This window comes from Cutibacterium sp. KB22876, from assembly GCF_059728865.1.
In genome coordinates this window covers 168,174-192,983 of sequence record NZ_AP040858.1, presented here as the reverse complement: position 1 = coordinate 192,983, position 24,810 = coordinate 168,174, and the positions used below count along the sequence as shown (strand labels likewise).

At 64.1% G+C, this 24,810-nt stretch carries 22 protein-coding genes; 15 read left to right on the top strand and 7 right to left on the bottom strand.

Annotated elements, in window-relative coordinates:
* Nucleotides 1-133 precede the first annotated feature (133 nt).
* Entirely contained in the window at nt 134-1,600 is a 1,467-nt protein-coding gene (locus AC6I1W_RS00900) for an FHA domain-containing protein (protein ID WP_493536883.1), read from the top strand.
* Nucleotides 1,601-1,689: 89 nt separating this feature from the next.
* Here AC6I1W_RS00900 and AC6I1W_RS00895 read toward each other — a convergent pair whose 3' ends face one another.
* The gene (locus AC6I1W_RS00895; RefSeq protein WP_171048626.1) at nt 1,690-2,502 is read right to left on the bottom strand and encodes an IclR family transcriptional regulator; all 813 of its coding nucleotides are present in this window, start codon (nt 2,500-2,502) and stop codon (nt 1,690-1,692) included.
* Nucleotides 2,503-2,616: 114 nt separating this feature from the next.
* Between AC6I1W_RS00895 and AC6I1W_RS00890 the strand changes: the two genes are divergently transcribed.
* The 3 genes from AC6I1W_RS00890 to AC6I1W_RS00880 all read left to right on the top strand — a co-directional run bounded on the left by AC6I1W_RS00890 (nt 2,617) and on the right by AC6I1W_RS00880 (nt 5,726).
* Complete coding sequence (locus tag AC6I1W_RS00890; protein ID WP_117189435.1) at nt 2,617-3,993, top strand: MFS transporter; 1,377 nt, start codon at nt 2,617-2,619, stop codon at nt 3,991-3,993.
* Complete coding sequence (locus AC6I1W_RS00885) at nt 3,990-4,925, top strand: NAD(P)-dependent oxidoreductase (protein WP_117189434.1); 936 nt, start codon at nt 3,990-3,992, stop codon at nt 4,923-4,925. Before AC6I1W_RS00890 ends, AC6I1W_RS00885 begins: the two co-directional genes overlap by 4 nt.
* A 78-nt stretch (nt 4,926-5,003) precedes the next feature.
* Entirely contained in the window at nt 5,004-5,726 is a 723-nt protein-coding gene (locus AC6I1W_RS00880) for a ThuA domain-containing protein (protein WP_117189433.1), read from the top strand.
* Nucleotides 5,727-5,948: 222 nt separating this feature from the next.
* On the opposite strand, the gene deoC is transcribed toward AC6I1W_RS00880, so the two are convergent.
* From deoC to AC6I1W_RS00865, 3 genes are all read right to left on the bottom strand, one after another.
* Nucleotides 5,949-6,623 carry a deoxyribose-phosphate aldolase gene (deoC, locus tag AC6I1W_RS00875; RefSeq protein WP_117189432.1) on the bottom strand — a complete coding sequence of 225 codons (675 nt, stop codon included), beginning with the start codon at nt 6,621-6,623 and terminating at the stop codon, nt 5,949-5,951.
* Between the two features lie 52 nt (nt 6,624-6,675).
* Nucleotides 6,676-8,088, bottom strand: coding sequence for a sensor histidine kinase (locus AC6I1W_RS00870; RefSeq protein WP_462552710.1), 1,413 nt, complete (start codon nt 8,086-8,088; stop codon nt 6,676-6,678).
* A 115-nt stretch (nt 8,089-8,203) separates the two neighbouring features.
* The gene (locus AC6I1W_RS00865; RefSeq protein WP_036975505.1) at nt 8,204-8,935 is read right to left on the bottom strand and encodes a response regulator transcription factor; all 732 of its coding nucleotides are present in this window, start codon (nt 8,933-8,935) and stop codon (nt 8,204-8,206) included.
* 422 nt (nt 8,936-9,357) lie between these two features.
* Here AC6I1W_RS00865 and AC6I1W_RS00860 point away from each other — a divergent pair, with 422 nt between their 5' ends.
* The 10 genes from AC6I1W_RS00860 to AC6I1W_RS00815 all read left to right on the top strand — a co-directional run bounded on the left by AC6I1W_RS00860 (nt 9,358) and on the right by AC6I1W_RS00815 (nt 19,510).
* On the top strand, nt 9,358-10,503 hold the full coding sequence (locus AC6I1W_RS00860; RefSeq protein WP_065673547.1) for an inorganic phosphate transporter: 1,146 nt from the start codon (nt 9,358-9,360) through the stop codon (nt 10,501-10,503).
* Complete coding sequence (locus AC6I1W_RS00855; protein WP_016666228.1) at nt 10,500-10,733, top strand: hypothetical protein; 234 nt, start codon at nt 10,500-10,502, stop codon at nt 10,731-10,733. Before AC6I1W_RS00860 ends, AC6I1W_RS00855 begins: the two co-directional genes overlap by 4 nt.
* Nucleotides 10,734-11,039: 306 nt before the next feature.
* Entirely contained in the window at nt 11,040-12,893 is a 1,854-nt protein-coding gene (gene dnaK, locus AC6I1W_RS00850) for a molecular chaperone DnaK (RefSeq protein ID WP_016666227.1), read from the top strand.
* Nucleotides 12,894-12,985: 92 nt separating this feature from the next.
* The gene (locus tag AC6I1W_RS00845; RefSeq protein ID WP_065673545.1) at nt 12,986-13,636 is read left to right on the top strand and encodes a nucleotide exchange factor GrpE; all 651 of its coding nucleotides are present in this window, start codon (nt 12,986-12,988) and stop codon (nt 13,634-13,636) included.
* Between the two features lie 75 nt (nt 13,637-13,711).
* Nucleotides 13,712-14,854, top strand: coding sequence for a molecular chaperone DnaJ (gene dnaJ / locus AC6I1W_RS00840; RefSeq protein ID WP_493536882.1), 1,143 nt, complete (start codon nt 13,712-13,714; stop codon nt 14,852-14,854).
* Between the two features lies 1 nt (nt 14,855).
* A complete protein-coding gene (locus tag AC6I1W_RS00835) occupies nt 14,856-15,317 on the top strand; it encodes a heat shock protein transcriptional repressor HspR (RefSeq protein WP_065673543.1) in 462 nt (153 codons plus the stop codon).
* Between the two features lie 124 nt (nt 15,318-15,441).
* Nucleotides 15,442-16,308: an SGNH/GDSL hydrolase family protein gene (locus AC6I1W_RS00830; protein WP_416241592.1), complete on the top strand. Its 867-nt coding sequence runs from the start codon at nt 15,442-15,444 to the stop codon at nt 16,306-16,308.
* Nucleotides 16,309-16,329: 21 nt separating this feature from the next.
* Entirely contained in the window at nt 16,330-16,455 is a 126-nt protein-coding gene (locus tag AC6I1W_RS00825; protein ID WP_270236192.1) for a hypothetical protein, read from the top strand.
* Between the two features lie 146 nt (nt 16,456-16,601).
* Nucleotides 16,602-17,645 (top strand): zinc-binding dehydrogenase, encoded by a 1,044-nt coding sequence (locus AC6I1W_RS00820; RefSeq protein ID WP_065673542.1) that lies wholly within the window; start codon nt 16,602-16,604, stop codon nt 17,643-17,645.
* A 287-nt stretch (nt 17,646-17,932) separates the two neighbouring features.
* Nucleotides 17,933-19,510, top strand: coding sequence for an aspartate:alanine exchanger family transporter (locus AC6I1W_RS00815; protein ID WP_065673541.1), 1,578 nt, complete (start codon nt 17,933-17,935; stop codon nt 19,508-19,510).
* 70 nt (nt 19,511-19,580) lie between these two features.
* Here AC6I1W_RS00815 and AC6I1W_RS00810 read toward each other — a convergent pair whose 3' ends face one another.
* Nucleotides 19,581-20,945, bottom strand: coding sequence for an amino acid permease (locus tag AC6I1W_RS00810; protein WP_462552718.1), 1,365 nt, complete (start codon nt 20,943-20,945; stop codon nt 19,581-19,583).
* A 247-nt stretch (nt 20,946-21,192) separates the two neighbouring features.
* Here AC6I1W_RS00810 and AC6I1W_RS00805 point away from each other — a divergent pair, with 247 nt between their 5' ends.
* Nucleotides 21,193-21,573, top strand: coding sequence for an NUDIX hydrolase (locus AC6I1W_RS00805; protein WP_036976280.1), 381 nt, complete (start codon nt 21,193-21,195; stop codon nt 21,571-21,573).
* A gap of 27 nt (nt 21,574-21,600) precedes the next feature.
* On the opposite strand, the gene AC6I1W_RS00800 is transcribed toward AC6I1W_RS00805, so the two are convergent.
* Entirely contained in the window at nt 21,601-24,018 is a 2,418-nt protein-coding gene (locus tag AC6I1W_RS00800; RefSeq protein ID WP_462552720.1) for an ABC transporter permease, read from the bottom strand.
* Entirely contained in the window at nt 24,015-24,752 is a 738-nt protein-coding gene (locus tag AC6I1W_RS00795) for an ABC transporter ATP-binding protein (protein WP_063279903.1), read from the bottom strand. The genes AC6I1W_RS00800 and AC6I1W_RS00795 overlap by 4 nt, the downstream gene beginning before the upstream one ends.
* Nucleotides 24,753-24,810: the final 58 nt, after the last annotated feature.

Below are 24,810 nucleotides of genomic sequence, written 5' to 3'. Positions count from 1 at the left end.
TCCACCGCGGTGGAGGGGCCGCAATATGTCATTGCATACTCCTCAATACGTGTGCGATCGGGGAGTTTTGTCGACTTCAACTCCATGTCCGCGGAATAATGGCCACAATCGTGCCTCGACTTCTGGAGGATCAATGTCCCAGACTTTCGGTGCCTGGCGTGCCACCTACACCCCTGGTTCCTGGGTGGTGCTGGCCGGGCCGAGCAGCCTCGTCATCATGCAGCCGGCTGCGCCGCGCCATTCCGGATTGGTGTCGTCCATCTGGCGGCAGGTGGCCGAGGCCGATGATCCCCAGTCGCTCGTGGAGACGTTGTCGCTCATCGGGCTGGCGAAGATGCCGAGCCTGGGCTTGTTCTTCTGGGTCGACGGCGAGATGTTCTCCATGGCCCGCGGTCAGGTCGTTGTCAAGGATGCCTCCACCGGTGAGGTCGTCAACCATGGCGACGGTCTGTTGACGTGGAGCGAGAAGAAGCTCGACCCATCGACCGTCGTCGTCGAGATGGAAGAGGCCGAGCAGCGGCTGTCCATGCCGTTGCTGCTGGGGGTTGCCCAGGCGAGCAAGATCATCATCGACGCGACCGGCAAGGTTGAGCCTTTCGTCGTTCGGGAGGGCGGCGAGGTTCACCGTCCGCGGGTGTTGGCGAGTTCCGACGACGCCCTCAAACCGTGGACTCTGGAGCCTGAGGAGCGGGGGGCCGACGATTCGGAGGCCACCGAGGAAGCTCGCGAGCTCACCGATCAGGAGTGGCAGCCAGACGACGAAGATGCGCCCGGATTCGTCGAGGTTCCGGCACCAGGTGAGGCTCCCGACCCGGTTGTCGTGCCGGAGCCGGTTGCTGAGTCCGCGCTGACCGGAGTTCCGATTCCGGCTGAGCCTGTCGTGCCTGACGAGGACGTGGTGAGTGATGGTGACGAGGTGGCCCCGGACATCGAGGAACCCGTGAGCCCCGTCCCGGCCCGAGCCGCCGAGCCGGAGTCCGTTGAGACCGCGGTCGCTCGTGAGGACATTGCGCCAGTCCGCGCTCAGGACGACGGCCTGGGAGGCGATGACGAGGTGCACACCGGTACTCAGCCGGTGGGAGTGCAGCCCGAGCCCGAGGGCGTCGTCTCCGCACTTGCTCCGGGGGCAGTACCCCAGCAGCCTCAGCAGACAGAGCAGTCGGAACAGCCCGTGCCTCCCGAGCAGTCTCAGAGCGACTCGCGGTACGACGGGGACTGGCGCGGCGCGTCGGCCTCGGCGATCCGTCGACTGTCCCCGCCGTCAGATCCCGCGGCTGCCACCCTGGTTTCGACGACCGGAGAGGCCACCCATCTCAAGGGTGCGGTTCTCGTCGGGCGTGCCCCGCGGGCCGAGAATGGCGAGGAGATCATGCGCGTTCCGTCTCCTGGCCAGGACATCAGCCGTACCCACGTGAAGTTCGCTTTGGGGCAGTGGGGGATTGAGGTCACTGACATGCATTCCACGAACGGCACCGTCGTTCGCCGCATCGGCCAGGACCCGTTGCGATTGGAAAGTGGTGAGACGATCGACCTGGCCATCGGTGATGCCGTCGATCTGGGTGACGGCGTCGTCATCACCATTGAGGCCTACCAAGGCTGACAAACGAGTCCGCCAGCCATCAGGGCCCCCGCGAGGAATCCGCGGGGGTCCTTTGTCATGGTCAGCACCGGAGGAAGGCGTAAGCCCGGTCAATCCGAGGATTCTATGCGTGACACCGTCATTCCGGCAGGGAGCAGGGGAGGAAGCACTCGGGTCATCGCGTCATAAATCTCAGTCAGACGCGACGGGGTCATGCGCTCGGAGGGGGCAGTGACGCTGATGGCGGCGATTGCTGTTCCATGGGCGAGCAGCGGAACTCCAAGGCAGGCGATGCCGGGCTCGTTCTCCTCGTATTCGAGGGCCCATCCACGTTCGTGAGCCTCAATGATCTTGGCATGAATGTTGTCATGGCAGGCCGTGGGATGAGCTGACAGGGCTTCTGTGTAGGGGATCAGGGCCGTCGAGGACGTGTCGCGGAAAGCGAGGATCGCACGTCCCATCGCTGAGATCGCTGCGGGAACGCGTCCGCCGATCGTGGACCATACACGAATGGCACGCTGGGGTTCGACCTTGTCGAGGTAGCGGATGTCAGTGCCGTCGAGAACTCCCAGATGGACGAGTTCGTGGACTTCATTGCACAGGCCAACGAGGGCGGCATGAACGGTGGCCGCGAGGTTGTTGTAGGAAATCATCCCGGCACCGAGGTTGATGGCTGCAGACCCGAGCCGGTAGTTGCCGTCGTCATTCTGGGCGATGAAGTTGCGTACGCGAAGGGTGCTGAGGGCGCGATGGGTCGTGGCCTTCGTGAAGCCGAGTCGTCGTGAGATCTCTGCCAGCTGGAGACCCTCCAAGCCGGAACTGTCGAGCAGCTGAAGGATCTGCAGAGCCCGGTCGATGGATTCGACGGTGGAGGCCATGCCAGTCGAGGAGGTGCTGGGGGGACGATCCTGAGAACCGCTCACAAGTGCCATTTTGTCAGCCCCTCTTCGGTGATGATGAATCAGGTTTCCGAAGAATGTATCGTGTGTTCCGCACAACGGTTAGTGCGTTCCGGCTAGCGAAATGGAGTTCGATGTATGAGCTCTCCCATCCCACTCTCGGAGGAACCGACAGTCGATCAGGCCACCGTGCGCAGAGCTGCGCTTGCTGGCCTCATCGGCACCATGCTCGAGCAATACGACTTCGTCATTTATGGCACGGCATCCGCCATCATCTTCAACACCCTGTTTTTCCCAAGGGTGTCTCCGGCTGTCGGCGTCATCGCCTCGATGGCGACCTACGCCGTCGGCTTTGCGGCCCGTCCGCTTGGAAGTCTCTTCTTCGCCCGGTTTGGCGACCGGATGGGCCGTAAGTGGGTCATGATCGCCACGCTGTTCCTGATGGGAACTGCGACCTTTTGTATCGGCCTCATCCCCAGCTACTACACCATTGGTATCTGGGCGCCAATCATGTTGCTCATCCTGCGCATCATGCAGGGTTTCGGAGCGGGAGCTGAGCAGGCAGGTGGTGTCACTTTGCTTGCTGAGACGGTCAAACGGAGTCGACGCGGTCTCTACTGCGCGCTGGTGTTCGCTGGTGCGGCCCTGGGGTCGGTGCTTGGTGCGGTCGCATGGATCGTTGCTCAGAGCCTGACCGATCACGCTCTCAACACTTGGGGATGGCGCGCCGTGTTCTGGACCTCCGCCGTGGTGACGGTGGCGGCCTACATCCTGCGTCGTCACCTTGCTGAGTCCCCGGTCTTCCAAGAGACCCAGGCCGCTCGCATCGGTCGTGATGACACCCCGATCGGTGACGTGCTTCGTCACGGACGTCCGGCGCTGTGGCGAATCTTCCTCATCAACATGGGATCCAACGCGCAGAGTTATATCTACCAAGTGTTCATGGGGTCTTACCTGGTGACGTGGTTGGGTATGAAACCCAAGTTCATCCCGAATGTCCTGCTCATCGGAGCCTTGGCATCCTGCATTTTCACGGTGTTCTCCGGTTGGATGACCGATCGCGTCGGACGCAAGCCCGTGATCATCAGCGTGCTGGTATTCCTCTTCCTGTTCCCGATCCCGGCCTTCGCCATGCTCAACACCAAGAACCCGGTGTTCATCACGATTGCCGTCGTGCTCGGCTTCATGATTGCTGGATATGGCACCGTCGGCAGCCAGGGAGCCTTCTACGCCGAGATGTTCGGATCGCGCTACCGCTACGCAGGAATCTCTCTGGCCCGTGAGTTCTCCTCGGTGTTCGGCGGTGGCATTGCCCCTCTGGTGTGTTCGGCGCTCGTCACCAAGTTCGCTGGTTCCTGGTGGCCGGTGGCGGTGTACATGATGGTTTTCATTGGTCTGTCACTGATTGCTGCGATTGCCTCCCCAGAGACCCGCGGACGTGACTTGCGTCTGGAGCAGGACGCTGTGGGAAAGCCGGTTGAGGAGCTGAGCGTGGAAGGTTCGATGGCGTCATGAAGGTCCTTCTTCCCGATTCGATGATCTTGGATCCTCACCTTCCTGGCGGGGTCGAGGCGGTGGTGTACGACGCCAGCTCAGCGATTCCGGATAAGCATCTGGATGCTGAGGTGCTCGTCACCTGGGCGGCCACGGAGGAGTGGCTTGCCGAGCATGCCCGTAAGCTCACCCATCTACGACTTGTGCAGGGGTTGGCTGCTGGTCCGGACTCCCTGTTGCGTGCTGGTTTTGACTCGGATGTCGTGCTGTGTACTGGCGTCGGGTTGCACTCTCGCATGGTTGCCGAGCACGCATTGGCCCTCGTACTGGCCCTGGTACGGGAGCTTCCCAAGACGACTGCCGCTCAACAGGAGCACCGATGGGCTTCGGAGCTGGGAGGTCCCCGGCCCCTTCATCCGGACGGCCCGGTGACGACCCTGCTTGACGCCAATGTGCTCGTCTGGGGATTCGGATCCATCGCTCAGACCTTGGCTCCACATCTGACGTCCTTGGGTGCGGAGGTGCGTGGGGTTGCTCATCAGGCTGGGCGCCGGGGCGGTTACGAGGTCATCGCGGTTGATGACGTTGACGCGGCGTTGCCCGAGACCGACATCCTCATTCAGATCCTTCCGTCCAATGAGGAGACTCGGGGAATCGTCGGGGCGAAGCGACTGGCTCTGCTCGGGCCTGATGGATACATCGTCAATGTCGGGCGTGGAGTCACGATCGACAATGACGCGCTGGTGGATGCGCTGCAGAGCGGGATGATCGCTGGTGCGGCTCTCGACGTCACAGAGACTGAGCCACTCCCGAAAGACTCGCTGTTGTGGGATGCGCAGAACGTCATCATCACACCTCACTCTGCCGGCGGACGTCCCCTGGGTGCCGACGAACTCATCGTCAAGAACGTGACCGCACTGGCGTCTGGAGGCAATTTCGAAAACAAGCTGTGACGTCACTGAGTTCGTCCTCGGCGGATTAGTCTCCTAGTGTGATCCTTTGGGTCTACCCAGGATCAGGAAGGAAATCCGATGGGACACATTCTCGTTTTGTCGGGGGCTGGGCGTTACGCCGACGACATCCACGACTTCGACGCGACCTCCGAGGCCGTCTCCCAGATCTTGACCGAGCGTGGTCACCAGGTGGAGGTGAGGTGCTCTGAGCCAGAGGCCCTGGACCACCTCGCTGACGCGGATCTGCTCATCGTCAACACCGGTGGCGGCGATCCGGAGGAGGAATGGGATTACATTCCCGAATGGTCCCGTGCCCACAATAAGATTCTGGAGCACCACGAAGCTGGCAAGCCGATCCTCGGTCTGCACACCGCCTGCAACACCTTCTGTGACTGGGACCTGTGGCCGTCCGTGCTCGGGGGCAAGTGGGTGCTGGGGGTCAGCGGGCACCCGGAGCGTTCCTACGCCGTTTTCGAGCCTGTACCCGAGGCTGCGGACCATCCCATCCTGCGCGGCGTCGAGCAGGTGGTCGTCTATGACGAGCGTTTCTCCGACCTGGACATCAACCCGCTTGCGATCCCGCTGCTCTTCCACGAGACGGGCGAGGAATTCCACGCGATGTGCTGGGTGATGGGCAACAACGTCGTCTACGACGGCCTGGGTCACTCGTCGAGGTCGTACTACTCGGCGTCACGACGTCAGTTGTTGTGCAACGAGGTGTCCTGGTTGCTGAACTGGAAGCGTCGCGAGGCTGCTGCACAGGCCGCAGCGCAGGTGAGCCCGGAGCCCCAGATGGTCTGAGTCCTGACGAGAAGGAAGCCGGCGGTTATTCCCACCGTTCGCTCCTCCCAACGTCATCCCTCCTCGAAACCCAGGTGGAGCGCGTGAGTGGTCAGGTGGCGGAACAAGTGCAACTGGCAGTTTCCGTAGCCGACACACCGCGTCCCCACGGTCCTGGGCATGACAGGGGACGGATCTCACCGACCCGTCCCGGTCATCAGCGAGAACACGCCGCGAGCGTCGTCACTCCTTGGGGGCTCCGGCGAGGATCTTGGCGGTCGACGAGACACCGAGACGGGTTGCACCGGCCTCGACCATCGCGCAGGCCGTCTCGTAATCGCGGATGCCACCCGAAGCCTTGACCCCCAGGCGACCACCGACGGTGGCGGCCATGAGCTTGACAGCTTCGACACTCGCACCGCCCTTCGGGTGGAATCCCGTCGAGGTCTTGACGAAGTCGGCTCCAGCCCCCTCGGCGGCCTTGCACGCGCGAACGATCTCGTCATCGGTCAGCACGGCCGACTCGATGATGACCTTGAGGATCTTCGGATCCGGAACAGCCTGCTTGACGGCAGCGATGTCAGCGGTGACGTCCTCCCAACGTCCCTCCTTCACCATGCCGAGGTTGATGACCATGTCGACCTCGTCGGCGCCGGCGGCAATGACGTCATGGGCCTCGGCCACCTTCACCGCGCTGGTGTGTTTGCCCGACGGGAACCCGCACACCGCAGCCAGCTTAACGTCACCCATGTCGAGGTTCAGCGGCAGCATCGACGGCGACACACACACCGACCAGGTGCCGTACTCTTTGGCCTCGCCGACCAGCTTGGCGACGTCGTCGTGAGTGGCCTCCGGGGTCAGCAGGGTGTGATCGATCATGCCGGCCAGCTTGGTGGCAGACAGCGGGGCAGGGGACATGCCAACTCCTTCTCTGGAACAAGTGCATCCACCCTATCCGGACGCCTCGTCCTCAGGCGACCAATGGCAGGGTCAGGGTGACCGTCGTCCCCTTGTCCGTCGAATCCACCTTGGCAGTGCCCTGATGAGCAACCATGACGGCTGCGACGATGGACATGCCCAATCCTGTTGATCCCTCCTTCGACGCAGTGCGGGACGCATCTGCCCGGGCGAATCGCTCAAAGATCAGGGGACGTACCGACTCCGGAATGCCCGGTCCGTTGTCGGCGATGGTGACAACGGACCGCCCGTCGTCGGCAGTGACGGTGGTGTGCACCGTCACTCCTGCAGGTGTGTGCTTTCGGGCGTTCGACAGCACATTGACGACAACCTGCATGAGCCGGTCAGCATCAGCCATCACCGTGATTTCCTCGTTGGGTACGTCGAGGGTCCAGATGTGGTCCGACCCGGCTGCCTGGGCATCGGAGACCGCGTTGAGAACGACCTCGACCAGGTCGATGGGGGCCAGCTCAAGTTTCTGGTCATTGTCCAGACGAGCCAGCAGCAGCATGTCCTCGACGAGGGCACTCATCCTCGTCGCCTCAGATTCGATGCGATCCATCGCGAACTGGCTTTCGGGGCACAGTTCGCCGCGCCGTCGTCTCGTCAGTTCGGCGTAGCCACGGATGGATGCCAACGGATTGCGCAACTCGTGCGAGGCGTCTGCGACGAATTGACGCACCTTGACCTCGGACTGCTGACGAGACTCCAACGCGCCCTCGACATTGTTGAGCATGTGGTTGAGGGCATGACCCACCTGCCCCACCTCGCTGCGAGGATCAGTCAGTGCCGGATCGACTCGGATCGGCAGGTTGACCTCGCCGCTGCCGAGGTCCATCTCGGAGACCACCGTCGCCGTCGAGGCCAATTGGTTGAGGGGACGCAGGGACTTGGTGACGACGGCGCGCGTCGCGAAGAATCCCACGGCCAATGCCAGGACAGTGATGGTGACCTCGAGGGCCAACAACCTCTCGATGGCGTTGAGAAGTCGTGTCCGCGGCAGGGCGACGACGTAGCTGACATTGTCACGTGTCTCCGCCAGTGCGCGGTACTCGGTGCCATTGTTCCCGTTGAGGTCGTGGGGACGGCTGTCCTGACGCACGGCGAGCAGTTCACCGGCATCGGCGTTGCAGTACTTGGTGAGGACGGCACCTTCTGTCACGGTCGTCATGAGGCAGACGCCATCGGCCTTGACAGCGAAGATGGTGCCCGCCTGGATTCCCAGCACGTCACCGGCTGTCGGCCCAGGCAATCCGATGGGGTTCGCCTCCTGGCGGTGGGCCGCCGCCATCACCTGCTCGTCAAGGCCATCCGTGAGGATCTGATGCGTTCCCCAGATCGTCACCCCTCCCAGCGCGACGGCCAGCACACTGATGATGGCGAGCACTCGGACGACGAGCTGATGCCCTAGTGTGTGCCGACCCATGGGATGATCCAGCCAGGTGTCGTGGATTGTCGACCTGACCTCCGGTGTTTCGTCGCAGCATGGATCCGGCGCATGGCTGTCTGCGGGTGAGTTGGGAGAGGTCACCTGGCCATTGTCACGCAGCAGGTCGGAGAACGTAACCCGCACCACGCATGGTGTGGATCATGGGATCGCGTCCCTTGTCGATCTTCTTGCGCAGGTAGGAGATGTATAGCTCGACGACGTTGGCCTGTCCACCGAAGTCGTAGTTCCACACCCGGTCGAGGATCTGGGCTTTGGAGAGCACTCGTTTGGGATTACGCATGAGGTAACGCAGCAGCTCGAACTCAGTTGCTGTCAGGTGGATCTCCTCGCCGGCGCGGCGCACCTCGTGGGAGTCCTCGTCGAGGGTGAGGTCGCCGACGGTCAGGGTGGAGTCGGACTTGGGCTCGGTTGCACCCGAGCGGCGCAGCAGAGCGCGTAACCGAGCGATGACCTCTTCCAGGGAGAAGGGCTTGGTGACGTAGTCGTCGCCGCCAGCGGTGAGTCCGGCGATGCGGTCGCCGACGGCGTCCTTGGCGGTGAGGAAGATGACCGGGACGTTGGGCTGATCCATGCGAATACGGCGCATGACCTCGAGGCCGTCGAAGTCGGGGAGCATCATGTCGAGGACGATGACGTCGGGGCGCGTGGCCTTTGCCTCGCGGACGGCGTGAACGCCGGAATCAGCGGTGGTGACGTCCCATCCCTCGTAACGCATGGCCATGGAGAGCAGCTCGGTGAGGCTGGGCTCGTCGTCGACAGCCAGAACACGGATGGGAGACCCGTCAGCTCGAGTAAGTCTGGGAGGTTGCGGTGGGATTGCCATGAATTAAGGGTTCCACGACGGAAGCTCGTATCGGGTGTGTTGAAGCTGTGCTGTTCCTGTGAGCCATATCGGAGGTGGATGTGCGCAGCCTGAGGTGCGAGCATGTGTTTGTGATGGAGGGTGGGGTGAATTCTTCGTTAACATGAGTGCGCGTTGACGTCTTGGTGCGGTTTCGCGGTTCCTAGTGGGATGCATGTACACGGAAAGCACACTTTGTCGTGGTTGTGCAGTGACGGTGAAATTGTTCACCTTGTCGTTGCTTGTGGGGAGCCTGCCGCGCGAACGTAGGCTCACTGGGCGTAACGTGTCAGACGGCCGGAACTGCTCCCGGGTTCTGGTCGGCCGTCCGCCCCGCTCCGGTGAGGAGTGGGGGATCCCAGCTCGCCGTCCGGGGGCGCTACGGCCCGCACGAAGGATCTTGCATGAGTTCGACTCTGTTAATCGTGGTTATCGTCGTCGTGACGGCGCTGGCATTCGACTTCACCAACGGCTTCCACGACTCAGCCAACGCGATGGCGACGTCGGTGGCAACCGGAGCACTCAAGCCCAAGGTGGCCGTCATCATTGCGGCCGTCCTCAACGTCATTGGTGCCTGCCTGTCGACCGAGGTCGCCAAGACGATCTCCGGTGGCATCGTCAATGACCAACTCGTCACTGCTCCGATGGTTTTCGCCGGTCTGATAGGCGCGATCATCTGGAACCTCGCGACCTGGCTGTTCGGTCTGCCGTCCAGCTCCTCCCACGCTCTCTTCGGTGGCCTCATCGGTGCCGTCCTCGTCGAGGCTGGCATGAGCGGCATCCACGCCGGCAAGATCATGAGCAAGATCATCCTGCCGGCCCTGGTGGCACCGTTCGTTGCCGGAATTGCAGCTCTGCTGGCGACCTGGTTGGCGTATCGCATCACGGACCACACCGCCCATCACTCCTCGCGGATGTTCCTCAATGGTCAGAGGGTCTCGGCGTCGATGGTCGCCCTGGCTCATGGCACCTCCGATGGCCAGAAGACGATGGGCGTCATCACCTTGGTCCTCGTCGCCGCTGGCTACCAGGCCTCGGGTACCGGCCCGGCATGGTGGGTCATCCTGGCCGCCGGCTGTGCCATTGGTCTTGGTACCTACTCCGGTGGCTGGCGCATCATGCGCACCATGGGCAAGGGTCTGTGTGACATCGAGTCCCCGCAGGGGTTCGCAGCCGAGACGGCGTCCACGGCCGCCATCCTGGCCTCCTCGCATTTGGGCTTCGCCCTGTCGACCACCCACGTCTGCTCCGGCTCGATTCTCGGCTCGGGAATCGGACGCCGCACCGAGGTGCGCTGGGCCACCGCCGGGAAGATGGTCATCGCCTGGTTGGTCACCCTGCCGGCTGCCGCTCTCGTCGGTGCCATCACCTCGGCTATCGCCGGTGCCGGCGCCTGGGGTGTCGTCATCGACCTCGTCCTGCTGGCCGTGATGGCCGCCGGCATCGTCCGCCAGGCCAACCACCACAAGGTTGACCACAACAACGTCAACGACTCCACTCAGGTCGGCGTCCGCAAGGGCTCGGCCATCGCCGGGGGGACTGCAGCATGAACATTGACTGGGCCTCACTCGGACTGGTGTCCATCGTCACGGTTGCGACCACCGTCCTCATCGTCTCCGTCGTCTCGGGCGGCGCACTGATGCTTGATCGTGCTCATGCGCGCACCGAGGCTGGAGGTGACGGGGCTGCTGGGCTCGTTGCTCTCGGGTGGACAGCCATCGCCATCGCAGGGCTCGTCGTCCTGTATGGCCTCTATCTGCTCATTCCGTACTTCCACTGATCACTGGTCTGCGCTGACGAGTGCGGAGAAGGATGCCGGACGGTTCGCCGTCCGGTGTTTTTCATCTCTGGAGCGTTGTCGCCGGGGGCGGCTCGGGTTCGTTGTGGGGGCCTCGGGGTGGTCGGCGCATCGTCCACGGGGAGGGAATAGATCTGCTCTCTCATGGGTTGAGTCTGGTGAACTCAATTTCATTCAAAAATGAGCTGACGTCAACTTGAGTGACAGCGACTCAGGGTCTAAGGTTGAGTCGAAGTCGCTCAAGGGGATGCTTTCCCAGAACATTCGTCCATCAGGAGGAAACCAACCATGGCTCGTTCAGTCGGTATCGACCTCGGAACCACCAACTCGTGCGTCGCCGTCCTCGAGGGCGGCGAGCCCGCCGTCATCCCGAACGCCGAGGGTGCTCGTACCACCCCGTCGGTGGTCGCCTTCACCAATTCGGGTGAGACCCTCGTCGGTGAGGTCGCCAAGCGTCAGGCCGTTACCAACGTTGATCGCACCGTCCGATCCGTCAAGCGCCACATGGGCGAGTCCTGGACGATGGGCGTCGACGACAAGACCTACAAGCCGCAGCAGATCAGCGCCTTCATCCTGCAGAAGTTGAAGAGGGATGCCGAGGCCTACCTCGGTGAGCCGGTCACCAACGCTGTCATCACCGTCCCGGCCTACTTCTCCGACGCCCAGCGGCAGGCCACCAAGGAGGCCGGCGAGATCGCAGGTCTGACCGTTGACCGCATCGTCAACGAGCCCACCGCTGCTGCCCTGGCCTACGGCCTCGACAAGGCTGACAAGGAGCAGACCGTCCTGGTCTTCGACCTCGGCGGCGGCACCTTCGACGTCTCCCTGCTCGACATCTCCGACGGTGTCTTCGAGGTGAAGGCCACCAACGGTGACAACCATCTCGGTGGTGACGACTGGGACCAGCGCATCGTTGACTGGCTGGTCACTCAGTTCAAGAACGCCAACGGCATCGACCTGGGTGCCGACAAGATGGCCAAGCAGCGTCTGCAGGAGGCTGCCGAGCGCGCCAAGATCGAGCTGTCGCAGGCCTCCGAGACCCACATCAACCTGCCGTACATCACCGCTGGTGCCGCTGGCCCACTCCACCTCGACGAGAAGCTGACCCGAGCCGAGTTCCAGCGCCTGACCTCCGACCTCCTCGAGCGTTGCCGCACCCCGTTCAACGCCGTCATGAAGGATGCCGGCCTCAACGTCTCGCAGATTGACGAGGTCATCCTCGTTGGTGGTTCGACTCGTATGCCCGCCGTCTCCGAGCTCGTCAAGGAGCTCGCCGGCAAGGAGCCGCACAAGGGCGTCAATCCTGATGAGGTCGTGGCCCTCGGTGCTTCCCTGCAGGCTGGTGTGCTGAAGGGCGAGGTCAAGGACGTACTGCTTCTCGACGTCACCCCACTGAGCCTCGGTATCGAGACCAAGGGTGGTGTCATGACGAAGATCATCGAGCGCAACACCACCATCCCGACCAAGCGTTCCGAGGTGTTCACCACTGCTGAGGACAACCAGCCGTCGGTGATGATCCAGGTCTTCCAGGGCGAGCGCGAGTTCGTTCGCGACAACAAGCCGCTGGGCAACTTCGAGCTGACCGGTCTGATGCCCGCGCCGCGCGGCATCCCGCAGATCGAGGTGTCCTTCGACATCGACGCCAACGGCATCGTCCACGTTCACGCCAAGGACATGGCCACCGGCAAGGAGCAGTCCATGACTGTCACCGGCGGCTCCGCCCTGGGCAAGGACGAGATCGATCGGATGGTCAAGGAGGCCGAGGCCAACGCCGACGCCGACAAGAAGCGTCGCGAGGCTGTCGAGATGCGCAACGAGGCCGACGCCCTGGCCTTCCGCACTGAGAAGTTGCTCGACGAGAACGGTGACAAGATCCCTGAGGACACCAAGACTCCGGTGACCGAGGCCATCGCCAAGTTGAAGGAGACCCTCAAGGGCACCGACAACGACGACGAGGTCAAGGCCGCCATGGACGACCTGAACCAGAAGGCGTCGGCCATGGGCCAGGCGATCTACGCCGCTGCCCAGCAGGCCCAGGCCCAGAACCCGCAGGGAGAGGGCGCCGAGTCGGCCACCTCTGAGTCCGGCGACGACACCGTCGTGGATGCGGAGATCGTGGACGACGAGGACGACAAGAAGTGACCGGGGCCACGGCCTGACCCCAAACCCCGCATCGACCGCCGGGTCGCCAATCATGACGGCCCGGCGGTCGGCACCCACGTGGAGGAAGACAGATGACTGACAAGAACGTCAATCCCGATGACAACCAGGCCGACGACAACCAGGCTGGCGAGAACGTCGAGGAGCGTTTCGCCGACATCGTCGATGGCGTCGACATCGACGCCGACCAGCCGACCGCCGACTCGCAGGCCCCTGAGGAGATGTCCCGGGAGGCCCAGCTGGAGGCCCTGCTGGCTGAGCGCACCGAGGATCTGCAGCGTCTGCAGGCCGAGTACGTGAACTACAAGAGGCGCGTCGACCGTGACCGTGCACTGTCGCGACAGTCCGGCGTCGACAAGGTCATCACCGACCTCATGCCGGTCCTGGACTCGATCGCCATGGCTCGCCAGCACGGTGAGGTCGAGGGCGGCTTCAAGCTCGTCGTCGATGAGCTCGAGAAGGTGGCCAACACCCATGGTTTGAGCAGCTTCGGTGAGGTGGGTGACGCCTTCGACCCGAATCTCCACGAGGCTCTCATGCAGATGCCGATGGAGGGGGCCACCGTCACCTCCGTCAGCCAGGTGATGCAGCCTGGCTACAAGCTCGGTGATCGTGTCCTGCGTCCGGCGCGCGTGGCGGTCTCCGACCCGGACCCGAATACCAAGCCCGGGGAGTCGAAGGCTGAGGGGTCGGGGGAGCAGGCCCCCGAGGCTGACAGCGACTGAGACGACACACATCGAAGAAGGCGGCCGTGACCGCAGACCGGAAGAACTCGCGATGATCAGGGAGGGAGGAACCAGATGAGTACCAAGGACTGGGCCGAGAAGGACTACTACAAGGTCCTCGGTGTCTCCAAGGACGCGAAGCCCGAGGAGATCAAGAAGGCGTTCCGCAAGATCGCCCGGGACAACCATCCTGACTCCCACCCCGGTGACAAGGCTGCCGAGGCTCGTTTCAAGGAGGCCTCCGAGGCCAACGACGTGCTGTCCAATGTCAAGAAGCGCAAGGAGTACGACCAGGCTCGCAGCCTCTTCGGAACGGCCAGCCGATTCGGGTTCCCGCGTGGTGGCGCTCAACCGAACGTCAACGTCGAGGACTTCATTCGTACCGCCTCCAACGGCGACGGATTTGGAGACCTCTTCGGAAATCTCTTCGGGGCCACCGGTGGACGCCGCACCACGACCAGGGCTGCTCGTCGTGGTGCCGACGTCGAGGGAGAGACGACGATTTCCTTCGACGATGCCGTGTCCGGGACGACCGTCACCATGGACATGGTCTCCCAGGCCCCCTGCCAGGCGTGCCGGGGAACTGGTGCCAGGGCCGGAACCGTGCCGAGAGTGTGCTCGACCTGTCAGGGATCGGGTATGCACGCGACCTCGGCGGGTGGCGTCTTCGAGATGACTGAGCCCTGCCCGGATTGCCAAGGGCGAGGAATGGTTGTCGAGGATCCTTGCCAGGTGTGCCACGGATCGGGTCGCGCCAAGTCCACCAAGTCCATGCAGATCCGGATTCCTGCCGGCGTGGAGGACGGCCAGCGCATCCGCATCAAGGGCAAGGGTTCCCCGGGCGAAAACGGCGGCAGGGCCGGCGACCTGTACGTCAAGGTGACGGTGCGTCCGCACCAGGTCTTCGGACGTGACGGCAACAATCTCACCGTCGACGTGCCGGTGACCTTCCCGGAGGCTGCTCTCGGCGCCGAGGTCGAAGTGCCGACCCTGGCCGGAAGTACCGTTCGTCTGCGGATCCCCGCAGGGACGCCCAGCGGCCGGACCTTCCGGGTGCGTGGTCGTGGCGTGCCGCGCTCCGATGGCAGCAAGGGAGACCTGCTCGCCACGGTCGAGATCGTCGTCCCCGAGAAGCTTGACGATGACGCGCGACATGCCTTGGAGGGGTTCCGTGACGTCGTCCGGCAACCCAACCCGAGGCCGTGGGAGGTGAGGTGAGATGGCACGGCGCAGCAGGAAGCTGTCCGACGCTGTCGATCTGGCGGTGATCGACAAGGACGCCGCCATCTTCCCCATCTCGGTGGCTGCCGAGCTGGCCGGGATGCACCCGCAGACCCTGCGCACCTACGACCGGCTCGGGCTGGTCATCCCGGAGCGGACCCGTGGACGGGGTCGTCGGTACTCCATGCGTCACGTCGCCGCCCTGCGGATGGTTCAGCACCTGTCCCAGGAAGAGGGGATCAACCTCAACGGGATCAGGCGCATCCTCGAGATGGAGCGTCGGATCGAACAGTTGTCCGAGCAGGTCGATCAACTCACCGACACCGTGCGTGGAATGCAGGCTGCCAGATTCCAGGGTAGTGAGGACGCGCGGGTGTTCACGGCCGAGTCCACCGGTCGGGTCCACATGGGTAGGACGGTCGTCCACGCCCAATTGGCATTGCCCGCGCACCGAGGCTGAGAACCCTTGGGGTGTGCGATCTCGCGCGGGCAGTCCGTTCTGGCCGCCGTGAATCCGCTGACAGCAGACCGGAATACCGCTGTGAGGGGCGGACAACCGGTCCTCGTCAAGGCATGATGAGATCGTGAAGAGAATTAGAATTCTCAGGATTCTCAGTGTCGTGATCGTCGCGGCCGTCGTGGTCGGGATCACCCTCGGATTGCGGCCTGTCAATCACGCAAACGGGTGGTCCTTCGACCGGCATCGTAAGCCGAGCGTGGCCACCTCCTCAGCTCCGGCGTCCTCTGTTGCAGTGCGGTCCGCTCCCGGACTGACGGGGCATGGCGGAACCCTCGGCACTGTCGGTCTTGGCGACTCCGTTCCGCAGGGAAGTGCTTGCCGCCAGTGCGTCACCTTCATCGAGCGGGTCGGTACAGACATGGCCCACCGTGCGAGCGTGCGAGCCTCCGTGGGTAACGAGTCGGTGTCGGGGTACAAGACCACTGACGTCCTCACCCAGCTCGAGTCACCTGGCACGAGGACCTTGCTCAAGACCGCTGATCTTGCCATCGTGACGATTGGGGCCAACGATTTCGACGTCGACAAGATCGTCGCCAGGTGTGCCCACGCCGATGCGTCATGCGTCGAAGGTGACGTCGATGCGGTGATCAGACGGGTACGCACCATCCTGGAACGCATCAAGGCCGCGATGACGACGCCCGATGCCACCGTCGTCGTCACCGGGTACTGGAATGTCGGGATGGACGGCAAGGTCGGGCGTGAGCAGGGCAAGGACTACTCCCATGTCACCAACACGATCACCAAGGTGTTCAACTCCCAGGTCGAGGCCATCGCCGACGAGATCGGGGTCGTCTATGTCGATGTGCGTACTCCGTTCAAGGGCGCCGACGGCAAGCGGGACGACACCGAACTTCTTGCCGAGGACGGTGACCATCCGTCACAGACGGGCCACGCCGTGTTGGCCAAGGCCGTGGAGGCTGAGCTGCCCTGATGGCGGTGTTCCGGTGTCGTCGTGGTGTGCGTCGGGACGAACCTGCGGCCGAGGTTGCCGATCGGTACCGGGTTCGTCCATGCCGAGGTGGTGCTGGAGGGTTTTGCCGCCCAGATCACCAAGACCGAGCACGCGGCGGGGACGTGACAGCTTCCCCTCTGCCGTCGTCGGCTGTCAGTGTGAGACAATCCACATCTCAACCCGATCTTTGGGTGCTGGATCGTCCTATTCGTATTACCCTGAATGACAAGTAGCGTCGGCACCGAGGTCGACGCGCTGACAAGGGATCAAAGATGACAGAAACCATGCTTGCCGAGCGTTTCCACGCTGCGGATCGGTCCATCACCCTCGAGGACATCCCGATCCCGCACCCGGGGCCCGGTGAGGTGCTCATCAAGGTCGCATACTGCGGTATTTGCCACTCCGACCTGAGTCTTATCAGCGGCGCATTCCCGGCCAGTCGTCCCGCTGTGACCCAGGGCCACGAGGCCTCCGGCACCATCGTCGAGCTCGGCGCCGGCGTCACCGGGTGGAAGGAGGGTGACCGCGTCATCCCGTCCGCTGGTCGTCCCTGTCTCAAGTGCCGCAAGTGTCGGCGTGGTGCCTTCACAGACTGCCTGAGCCTGAACCTGATGGCCTTCGCCTACGACGGCGCATGGGCCGAGTACCACGTCGCCCAGGCCTCCGGAATGACGAAGATCCCGGACAACGTCCCGATGGACCAGGCAGCCCTTCTCGCTGATGCCGTCTCCACCCCCTACGCCGCTGTCGTCCGTACCGGCAAGGTGCACATGGGCAACGCCGTCGCCGTCTGGGGAGTCGGTGGTGTCGGGACCCACCTCGTCCAGCTCGCCAAGCTGGCCGGTGGCGTCCCCGTCATCGCCATTGACCTCAACGACGCAGTCCTCGAGCGCGCCAAGCGACTCGGTGCCGATCACACCCTGCGCAGCGACGACCCCGAGCTCATGCAGAAGATCGAGGACATCACCAACGGCCGCATGATCGACGTCGCCTTCGACGCCGTCGGTATCAAGCCCACCCTGCGCGCCTGCGTCGACTCCCTCGACGTCGACGGCAAGGCGGTCTCCGTCGGTCTGTCCTCCCAGGACATCGACGCCGGCCCGTTCCTGGACTTCAACCTGCACCGCAAGCAGGTTCTCGGCCACCTCGGTTACAAGTCCCAGGACATCGCCATGCTGGCCGAGATGCTGTCGTACCACCGCCTCGACCTCTCGGAGTCGATCTCCAAGGTCATTCCGCTGTCGGAGGTCAAGAGCGGCATTGAGGAGCTGGAGTCCCATCAGGGCAACCCGATCCGTATCCTCGTCAAGCCCTGACGCTGTCCAGTCCTGAGGCAAGGTCCTCGGACACAACTCAACGCACACGGTCAGCGCACAGGCTCGACACACGCTGGGTGCCGTCGCGATTCGTCGCGACGGCACTCGTGTGTATTCAGTGTGAGACCGCGGACGTCTCCATGGTGAGCCTGCAACGCGACGGGCGTGATCGTCTCTGTCCGAGCGAGGTCCTATAATCCGAGGACTGGACCCCGGACCTTCCGGGCCTGCTGCGACGACGCATCCCGCCGTCGGGGCGGGATCGCCGGCATGATGTCAGGAGTTTCATGACAGTACTGACCGACTTTCTCGCCACGCATCAACTGCTGACGATCCTCATCGTCCTGGCTTCTGGTGCCCTGCTGGGCCAGATCAAGTTCGGCCCACTGAGATTCGGTGCTGCCGGAGCCCTCTTCATGGGGCTTGTCGTGGGTGCCCTCGATCCACGTTTTGGCCAGGACCTGGGCATGATCAAGGGTTTCGGCGTTGTGCTGTTCTGTTACACCGTCGGCCTGGCTGCTGGATCGACCTTCCTGTCCGACCTCAAACGTCAGTGGAGTCTCATGCTCGCCGGCATCGTCGGGCTTGCCGCCATGGCAGCCGCCGGGCTCGGGTTGGGACGATTGTTCGGACTGAGCCCGGCCCACGTCGCTGGTCTGTACGCCGGTGTCCTCACCTCACCGGCCATCGACGCTGCATCGACGGCCACCCACGGCGCCGGGGACACCCTCGTCGGCTATGCGTTGTCGTACCCGGTCGGGGTCGTCGTCGGGCTCGTCATGGTCGCCCTCGTCGCCAAGCGGCACTGGCCGGCCACCAAGGACAACACCTCCATGGCCGAGGCCGGCCTGACCTCGGTGTCGACGGTCGTCGATCGCGAGACCTCCATTCACGAGACCCCCGGTTTCAACGACGACCAGATCCGGATGTCCTACCTGCTGCGCGACGGCGAGATGCGGCTGGCCACCCCGGACGACGACCTCCATGTCGGCGACCAGGTTCTCGTCGTCGGCAACCCTGACGACGTCAACCGTGCCGTCGAGCACTTGGGCCACGTCTCTGATCGCGCCCTCACCGGCGAGCGCCACGAGATTGACTTCCGCCGCTTCCTGGTGTCCAACCCTGCCCTAGTCGGGCACACCCTCGGCAGCATCGACGTGCGCGGCCGTACCAGTGGCAAGGTGACTCGGGTGCGTCGTGGCGACCTCGACATGTTGGCCCGCGATGACATCGTCCTGCAGCCGGGCGACCGCGTGCTGTGCGTGGTGCCGGCGAATCGTCTGTCCGACGCCGCCGACCTCTTCGGTGACTCCGAGGCCCGCGTCTCCCAGGTCGACGCCCTGTCCCTGGGGCTCGGCGCCGCCCTTGGTCTGCTGCTCGGGGCTCTCATGGTGGCCCTGCCCGGCGGCTTGCGCTTCGAGCTGGGAACCGCAGCCGGACCGCTCGTCATGGGCATGATCCTGGGGTCGGTGCATCGCACGGGCCCACTGCGATGGCAGCTGCCGCACGCCACCAACGCGATCCTGCGTCAGCTCGGTCTCATGATCTTCCTGGCCTGCGTCGGGCTGGCGTCCGGTCCCGCCTTCCTGTCCCAGGCCGCCAGCTGGACCGGTCTGGCAGTCATCGGCGTTTCAGCCGTCACCCTGGTCCTCGGCGGAGTGATCGTCATTGCTGCGGCCTGGTTCATGAAACTGTCGGCCCAGCGCGCCACCGGTGCCTTCGCCGGTTTCGTTGGTCAGCCGGCCATCCTCAGCTACGCCAACTCCTTGGTCAACGACGAGCGCATCGAGTCAGCTTACGGTGCCCTCTTCGCGCTGGGAACCATCGTCAAGATCCTCCTGGTGCAGGTCATCGTCCTGGTGTGATTTCTTCCGGAACGAGGGCCGGTCGGTTGTGCAACCGACCGGCCCTCGTCATGTCAGTGAGGGGACCTGATCAGGCCCGTGACTGATTGCGGCGACGCGACAGCCACCGCCCCAGAGTCAGGGCGGCCAGCCAGATCGGGCCGATCGCCACGGCGATCCGGAACGGCGGCATGATCAGCATGACGACGATCATGAGCACCAGGAAGGCGATGACAATCCAGTTGGTCACCGGTGCTCCCGGCATCTGGAACTTGAGGTTTGCGCGGGTCTCGGGGGCCAGACGACGACGGAAGAGCATCTGGGTGATGATGATCGTCGCCCAGTTGATGATGGCGGAGATCGTGGCGATCGACATGATGTACATGAACGCCTGTTCCGGCAGCAGCCCGACGACGACCACCGCGATGGCCGTCACCGCGCTGGAGACCAGCACACCGACCCACGGGGAGCCGGCCCTGTTGACCTTGCCGAGAACCCTGGGGGCGTCACCCTGGTGGGCCAGGGCGTGCAGCATCCGACCGTTGGCGTAGAGACCGGAGTTGTACGCCGACATCGCCGCGGTGAGCACGACGAGATTGAGGATGGCGGCCGCTCCCGGGATGCCGACGAGGTCGAAGATCTGGACGAAGGGGCTGGCGGTGCCGTCGATCTTGGTCCACGGGACGATGGCCAGCATGACGACGAGGGCGCCGACGTAGAAGATCAGGATCCGCCCGACGACCCGGTTGATGGCCTTCGGGATGGAACGCTGCGGGTCCTCGGCCTCGCCGGCGGTGATGCCGATGAGCTCGGTGCCGCCGAAGGAGAACATGACGATGATGATGCCGGCGAGCATCCCGGTGACGCCGTGGGGCATGAACCCGCCGTTGCGCCACATGTTGCTGAATCCGGTCGCCGGGGTGGAGGGAGATCCGAAGAGGATGATCCACAGCCCCAGGATGATCATCGCGACGATGGCGACGACCTTGATGATGGCGAACCAGAACTCCACCTCGCCGTAGGCGCGCACGTGGAGCAGGTTGACGGTGGTGACGATGACGAGGAGAACCGCCGCTGACAGCCAGCGGGGCACGGCCGGGAACCAGTAGTTGACGTAGATTCCGACCACCGAGAGCTCGGCCATCGACACGAAGATGTAGTTGAACCAGTAGTTCCAGCCGGAGATGAAGCCGGGCAGGTCCCCCCACCATCGGTGCGCGTACTCGCTGAAGGCGCCCGAGGTCGGGTGGTGGACGCTCATCTCGCCGAGAGCACGCATGATGAGGTAGATCACCGCGCCCCCCACCAGGTAACTGATGACGATGGCCGGGCCAGCGGCGGAGATCGAGTCGGCAGCTCCGTAGAACAGGCCGGTTCCGATGGCGCCACCCAGGGCGATGAGCTGGATGTGTCGGTTTCTCAGACTGCGGTGCAGTTGCTGATCAGGTTCGGTCACGCCGGTGAGTTTAGGGGCGGGTCCGAGAAGGAGGCGGCGGTGATCGAGGGGTGAGCGTTCGCGCAGGCGAGAGGTCACGACGACGCCGAGGTGCCGATACTTGCCGGTCACCCCACGGAGCTGCCAGAAAATCGAGATGAAAACGTGTACATGCCTGATCCGGGCCACTTTTTGGCAGCTCCGTGGGGTGACGTCGGGGTATCGGTACCCTGACCAGGTGATCTTCAACCTCTCCGCCGTGTGCCTGATGCGAGGGCGAACCTGTCTCAACGTCCGAAAACGGGGAGCCGATCACGTCATCCTTCCCGGTGGCAAGATCGAGCCCGGCGAGACCCCTCTCGATGCCGCCATCCGCGAGGCCCGGGAGGAGACCCGTCTGGTCCTCGATCCCGCAGACCTCACCCACCTGGGAACCTTCGACGCCCCTGCCGCCAACGGTGACGCCGATGGCATTCGCTGCGCGGTCTACATCTGTGACTGGCAGGACTCCTGGCCAGAGCCCGTCCCCGATTCCGAGATCGTCGAGTACGAGTGGACCGACCTCGACCACTGCCACGATGACGTGAGACAGGCCCCGCTGCTGCTCGACCGGGTCATCCCGGCCCTGCAACAGCGAGGCCTGCTGTGAACCTCATGGTGTCGCCAGCCCTTGAGCTCACTCCTCAGCCAGGGCGACGGCGGGCTTGATCTTCGCTCCCCGGCGACCGGGTATCACGGAGGCCAGCCATCCGGCCAGCACCGAGACGACGGCCACCACGAGCATCTGAACCCACGGCACGGACGCCTGAACGGTCATGATCGAACTGAAGAGGGCGTGGGATCCGGCGATGCCGTACCCGATACCCAGCGCGATACCGAGGATTGCCGCAATGCCCGAGAGGATGAGCGCCTCCGCGCCGAACATCGACCGCACCTGTTTCCGCGTCAGTCCGAGGGCGCGCAGCAACCCGATCTCGCGGGTGCGCTCCACCACCGACAGGCCAAGGGTGTTGGCGACACCGACCATTGCGATGATGACCGAAATCACCAGCAGACCGACGACCATGCCGAGCAGGATGTTGATCACCTTGTCCATCTGGGCCTTCTGGTCAGCGGTCGAGGCGACCGTCACTCCCTGGTGGGCCGACATGGACTTGGACAGGGCCTGGGTCGTCTTGGACTGATCGGCGCTGTCCTTGTAGCGGACCTGCAGCTGGGTGGGTTCGGCCTTCGGAGCCAGCTTGGTCATGACATCCTGGGTGACGACGATGCCCTGCGTGTCCTGACCATGTCCGACCAGGGTCAGGTTGACCTTGTTGCCCTTGACGGTGACGGTGATCTTGTCGCCGTCGGAGGCACCCGGCACGGAGCCCACGGCGTGGGTGCTGTCGAGCCCCTTGGTGGCGGAATCGTTGCGAACGACCTGGGAGAACTCCGACGAGACGCCCTGGATAGTGGTCTGCTTGGCATCCCCGCCGCCCTCAATGGTTCCGGTGGCTGTCGTCACAGTAGCGACCTTGGCGACTCCGTCGGTCTTCCTGGCGTCCTGGATGGTCGCCTTGTCGAGCGGGCCCTGGGCTTGCACGGTGGCGTCGACGGGGAAGTGACCGTTCATGACCTTGTCGATGGAGGCCCGTCCGGTGGCAGCTCCCGTCGCGACGGTGGCGATGAGGGTGACACCGATGAGCAGGGCAGACGTCGTCGTGGCGGTACGGCGCGGGTTGCGCTGGGTGTTCTCGACAGCCAACTCTCCCGGAACCCCACCGAGGTGGGCGGCACCGATGGCTCGGCTCAGCCCGCCGATGAGAACGGGAGCCAGCACCAGCACGCCGGCAAAGCTGACGAATCCACCGGCCACCCCGCACAGCACGGCGACATTGGTTTCCATGTCAGCGGTCGCGCAGGCGATGACGAGGGCGGCACCGGCGATGAAGAGCAGGGCACCGAGCATGATGCGGACTCGACCGATCCTGCGGGTGGGCGTCTCGGTCATGGGCTGCAGAGCAGCGACCGGGGCGACCTTGGTCGCGCGACGTGCCGGTGGCAGGGCGGCCAAGGTCGTCACGACGATTCCGACAATGAGTGGGATGATGCATGACATCACGGTGACGCTGACCGAAGCGTCGACCGGGGAGCCCGCAGCCTTGAGCCCCATGAGCATGAGCTGGGTGACGCCAATACCAAGAGCCGTTCCGACGGCCGATCCGATGAGGCCGGCGGTGAGGGCCTCGCCCACCACCGAGTGACGCACCTGTTTGCGGGTGGCACCGATGCAGCGGGCCAAGGCCAAGGTGCGGGTGCGTTGGGCGACGAGGATGGTGAAGGTGTTGACGATCACCATCGCTGCGACGGCCAGGGCGATGACGGCGAAGGCACCCATGAAGGTCGTCATGGCCGCGAATCCGTCGGAGGCATGCTCGGCCTGATGGGCCCGCTCGTCGTCGGCAGTACGGACGGTGGCGGTACTGCCGACGACCTTGGAGACATCCTTGACGACTTCGGAGGCTCGACGGTCGGAATTGACGTACAGGACGTCGGCACCCCCCTGACCACTGATGCTGGCCAGGGTGGCGGTAGGCAGGTAGATCTCCGGAGAGGTCGGGGTGCTCGTGGTCCGAGCATTCGGATTGAGCACGCCCACCACGGTCAGGTTGGTGGACTTCAGCTTCTTCTGGGACATGTCACTGACCGTGATCCGGGAACCGACTGTGGCCTTGTTGTCCGCAGTGCTCTGGTTGACGACGACTTCGTTCGGCCCCGTCGGGGTGCGTCCCTCGACCATGTCGGGGTGGGCTGGCATGAGGTGACCGGTGACATAGGCGGACTGCCCGTTGTCGGTGCGCTGCAGGAAGACGTTGCGGGTGGCCTCGACCGAGGTCACACCATCGACCTTGGCGACCTTGTCAACGGTGGTCTGGGCAATGGTCTTGTCCTTGCCAGTCACGACTACGGCGGCATCCCCGACGGCTGCCGCCTGGGTCCGCAACGCGGAAGCCTTCATCGAATCCATCAACATCAGGGTGCTGGCCATGAAGGCCACCCCGATGATGACGGCGATCATCGTGGGAATGAGACGACGACGTTCATGAATCATGCCAACACCTCCTGCCCACGAGTGGTGGACACCTGGCCGTCAGCGACGGTGACGATGTCGTCGGCCCTGGCGGCGGCGTCGCGGTCGTGGGTGACCATGACGACGCTCTGGCCGAGGTCGTCGACGCAGTGGCGCAGGAAATCGAGCAGGTCGTCGCTGGCCTCCGAGTCAAGGGCGCCGGTGGGCTCGTCGGCGACGATGACGTCCGGACGGGTCACCAGGGCACGGGCGACGGCAACGCGCTGCTGCTGGCCGCCCGACAGCTCCGACGGCTTGTGGCGAAGACGCTCGGTGAGACCGAGCATCCCGGTGATGTGGTCGAACCACTCCTTGTCGACCTTGCGGTGGGACAGTCTCAGCGGCAGCATGATGTTGTCGGTGGCCGTCAGCGTCGGCATGAGGTTGAAGGACTGGAACACGAATCCGACGTGGTCGCGACGCAGCCGGGTGAGGGCGTCGTCGTCGAGGTGAGTGATCTCGGTGTCGCCGATCCAGACCCGTCCGGAGGTGGGGGAGTCCAGACCCGTCATGCAGTGCAGCAGGGTCGACTTGCCCGAGCCCGACGCTCCCATGATGGCGGTGAAGCGCCCGGCCGGGATGTCGAGGGTCACGGAGCGCAGCGCCCGCACAAGGGTGGCTCCCGAGCCGTAGGTCTTGGTGAGGTCAAGGGTGCGGACCGCGCTGGGGGCGGTCGTTGAGGATGTGGTCGGCGCGGCCGGCGCTGAGGCAGACATGAGAACTCCTGTGTCGAGGTGCAACAACGCCTTTGACGCTATGGGCGTTGTCCCTCGT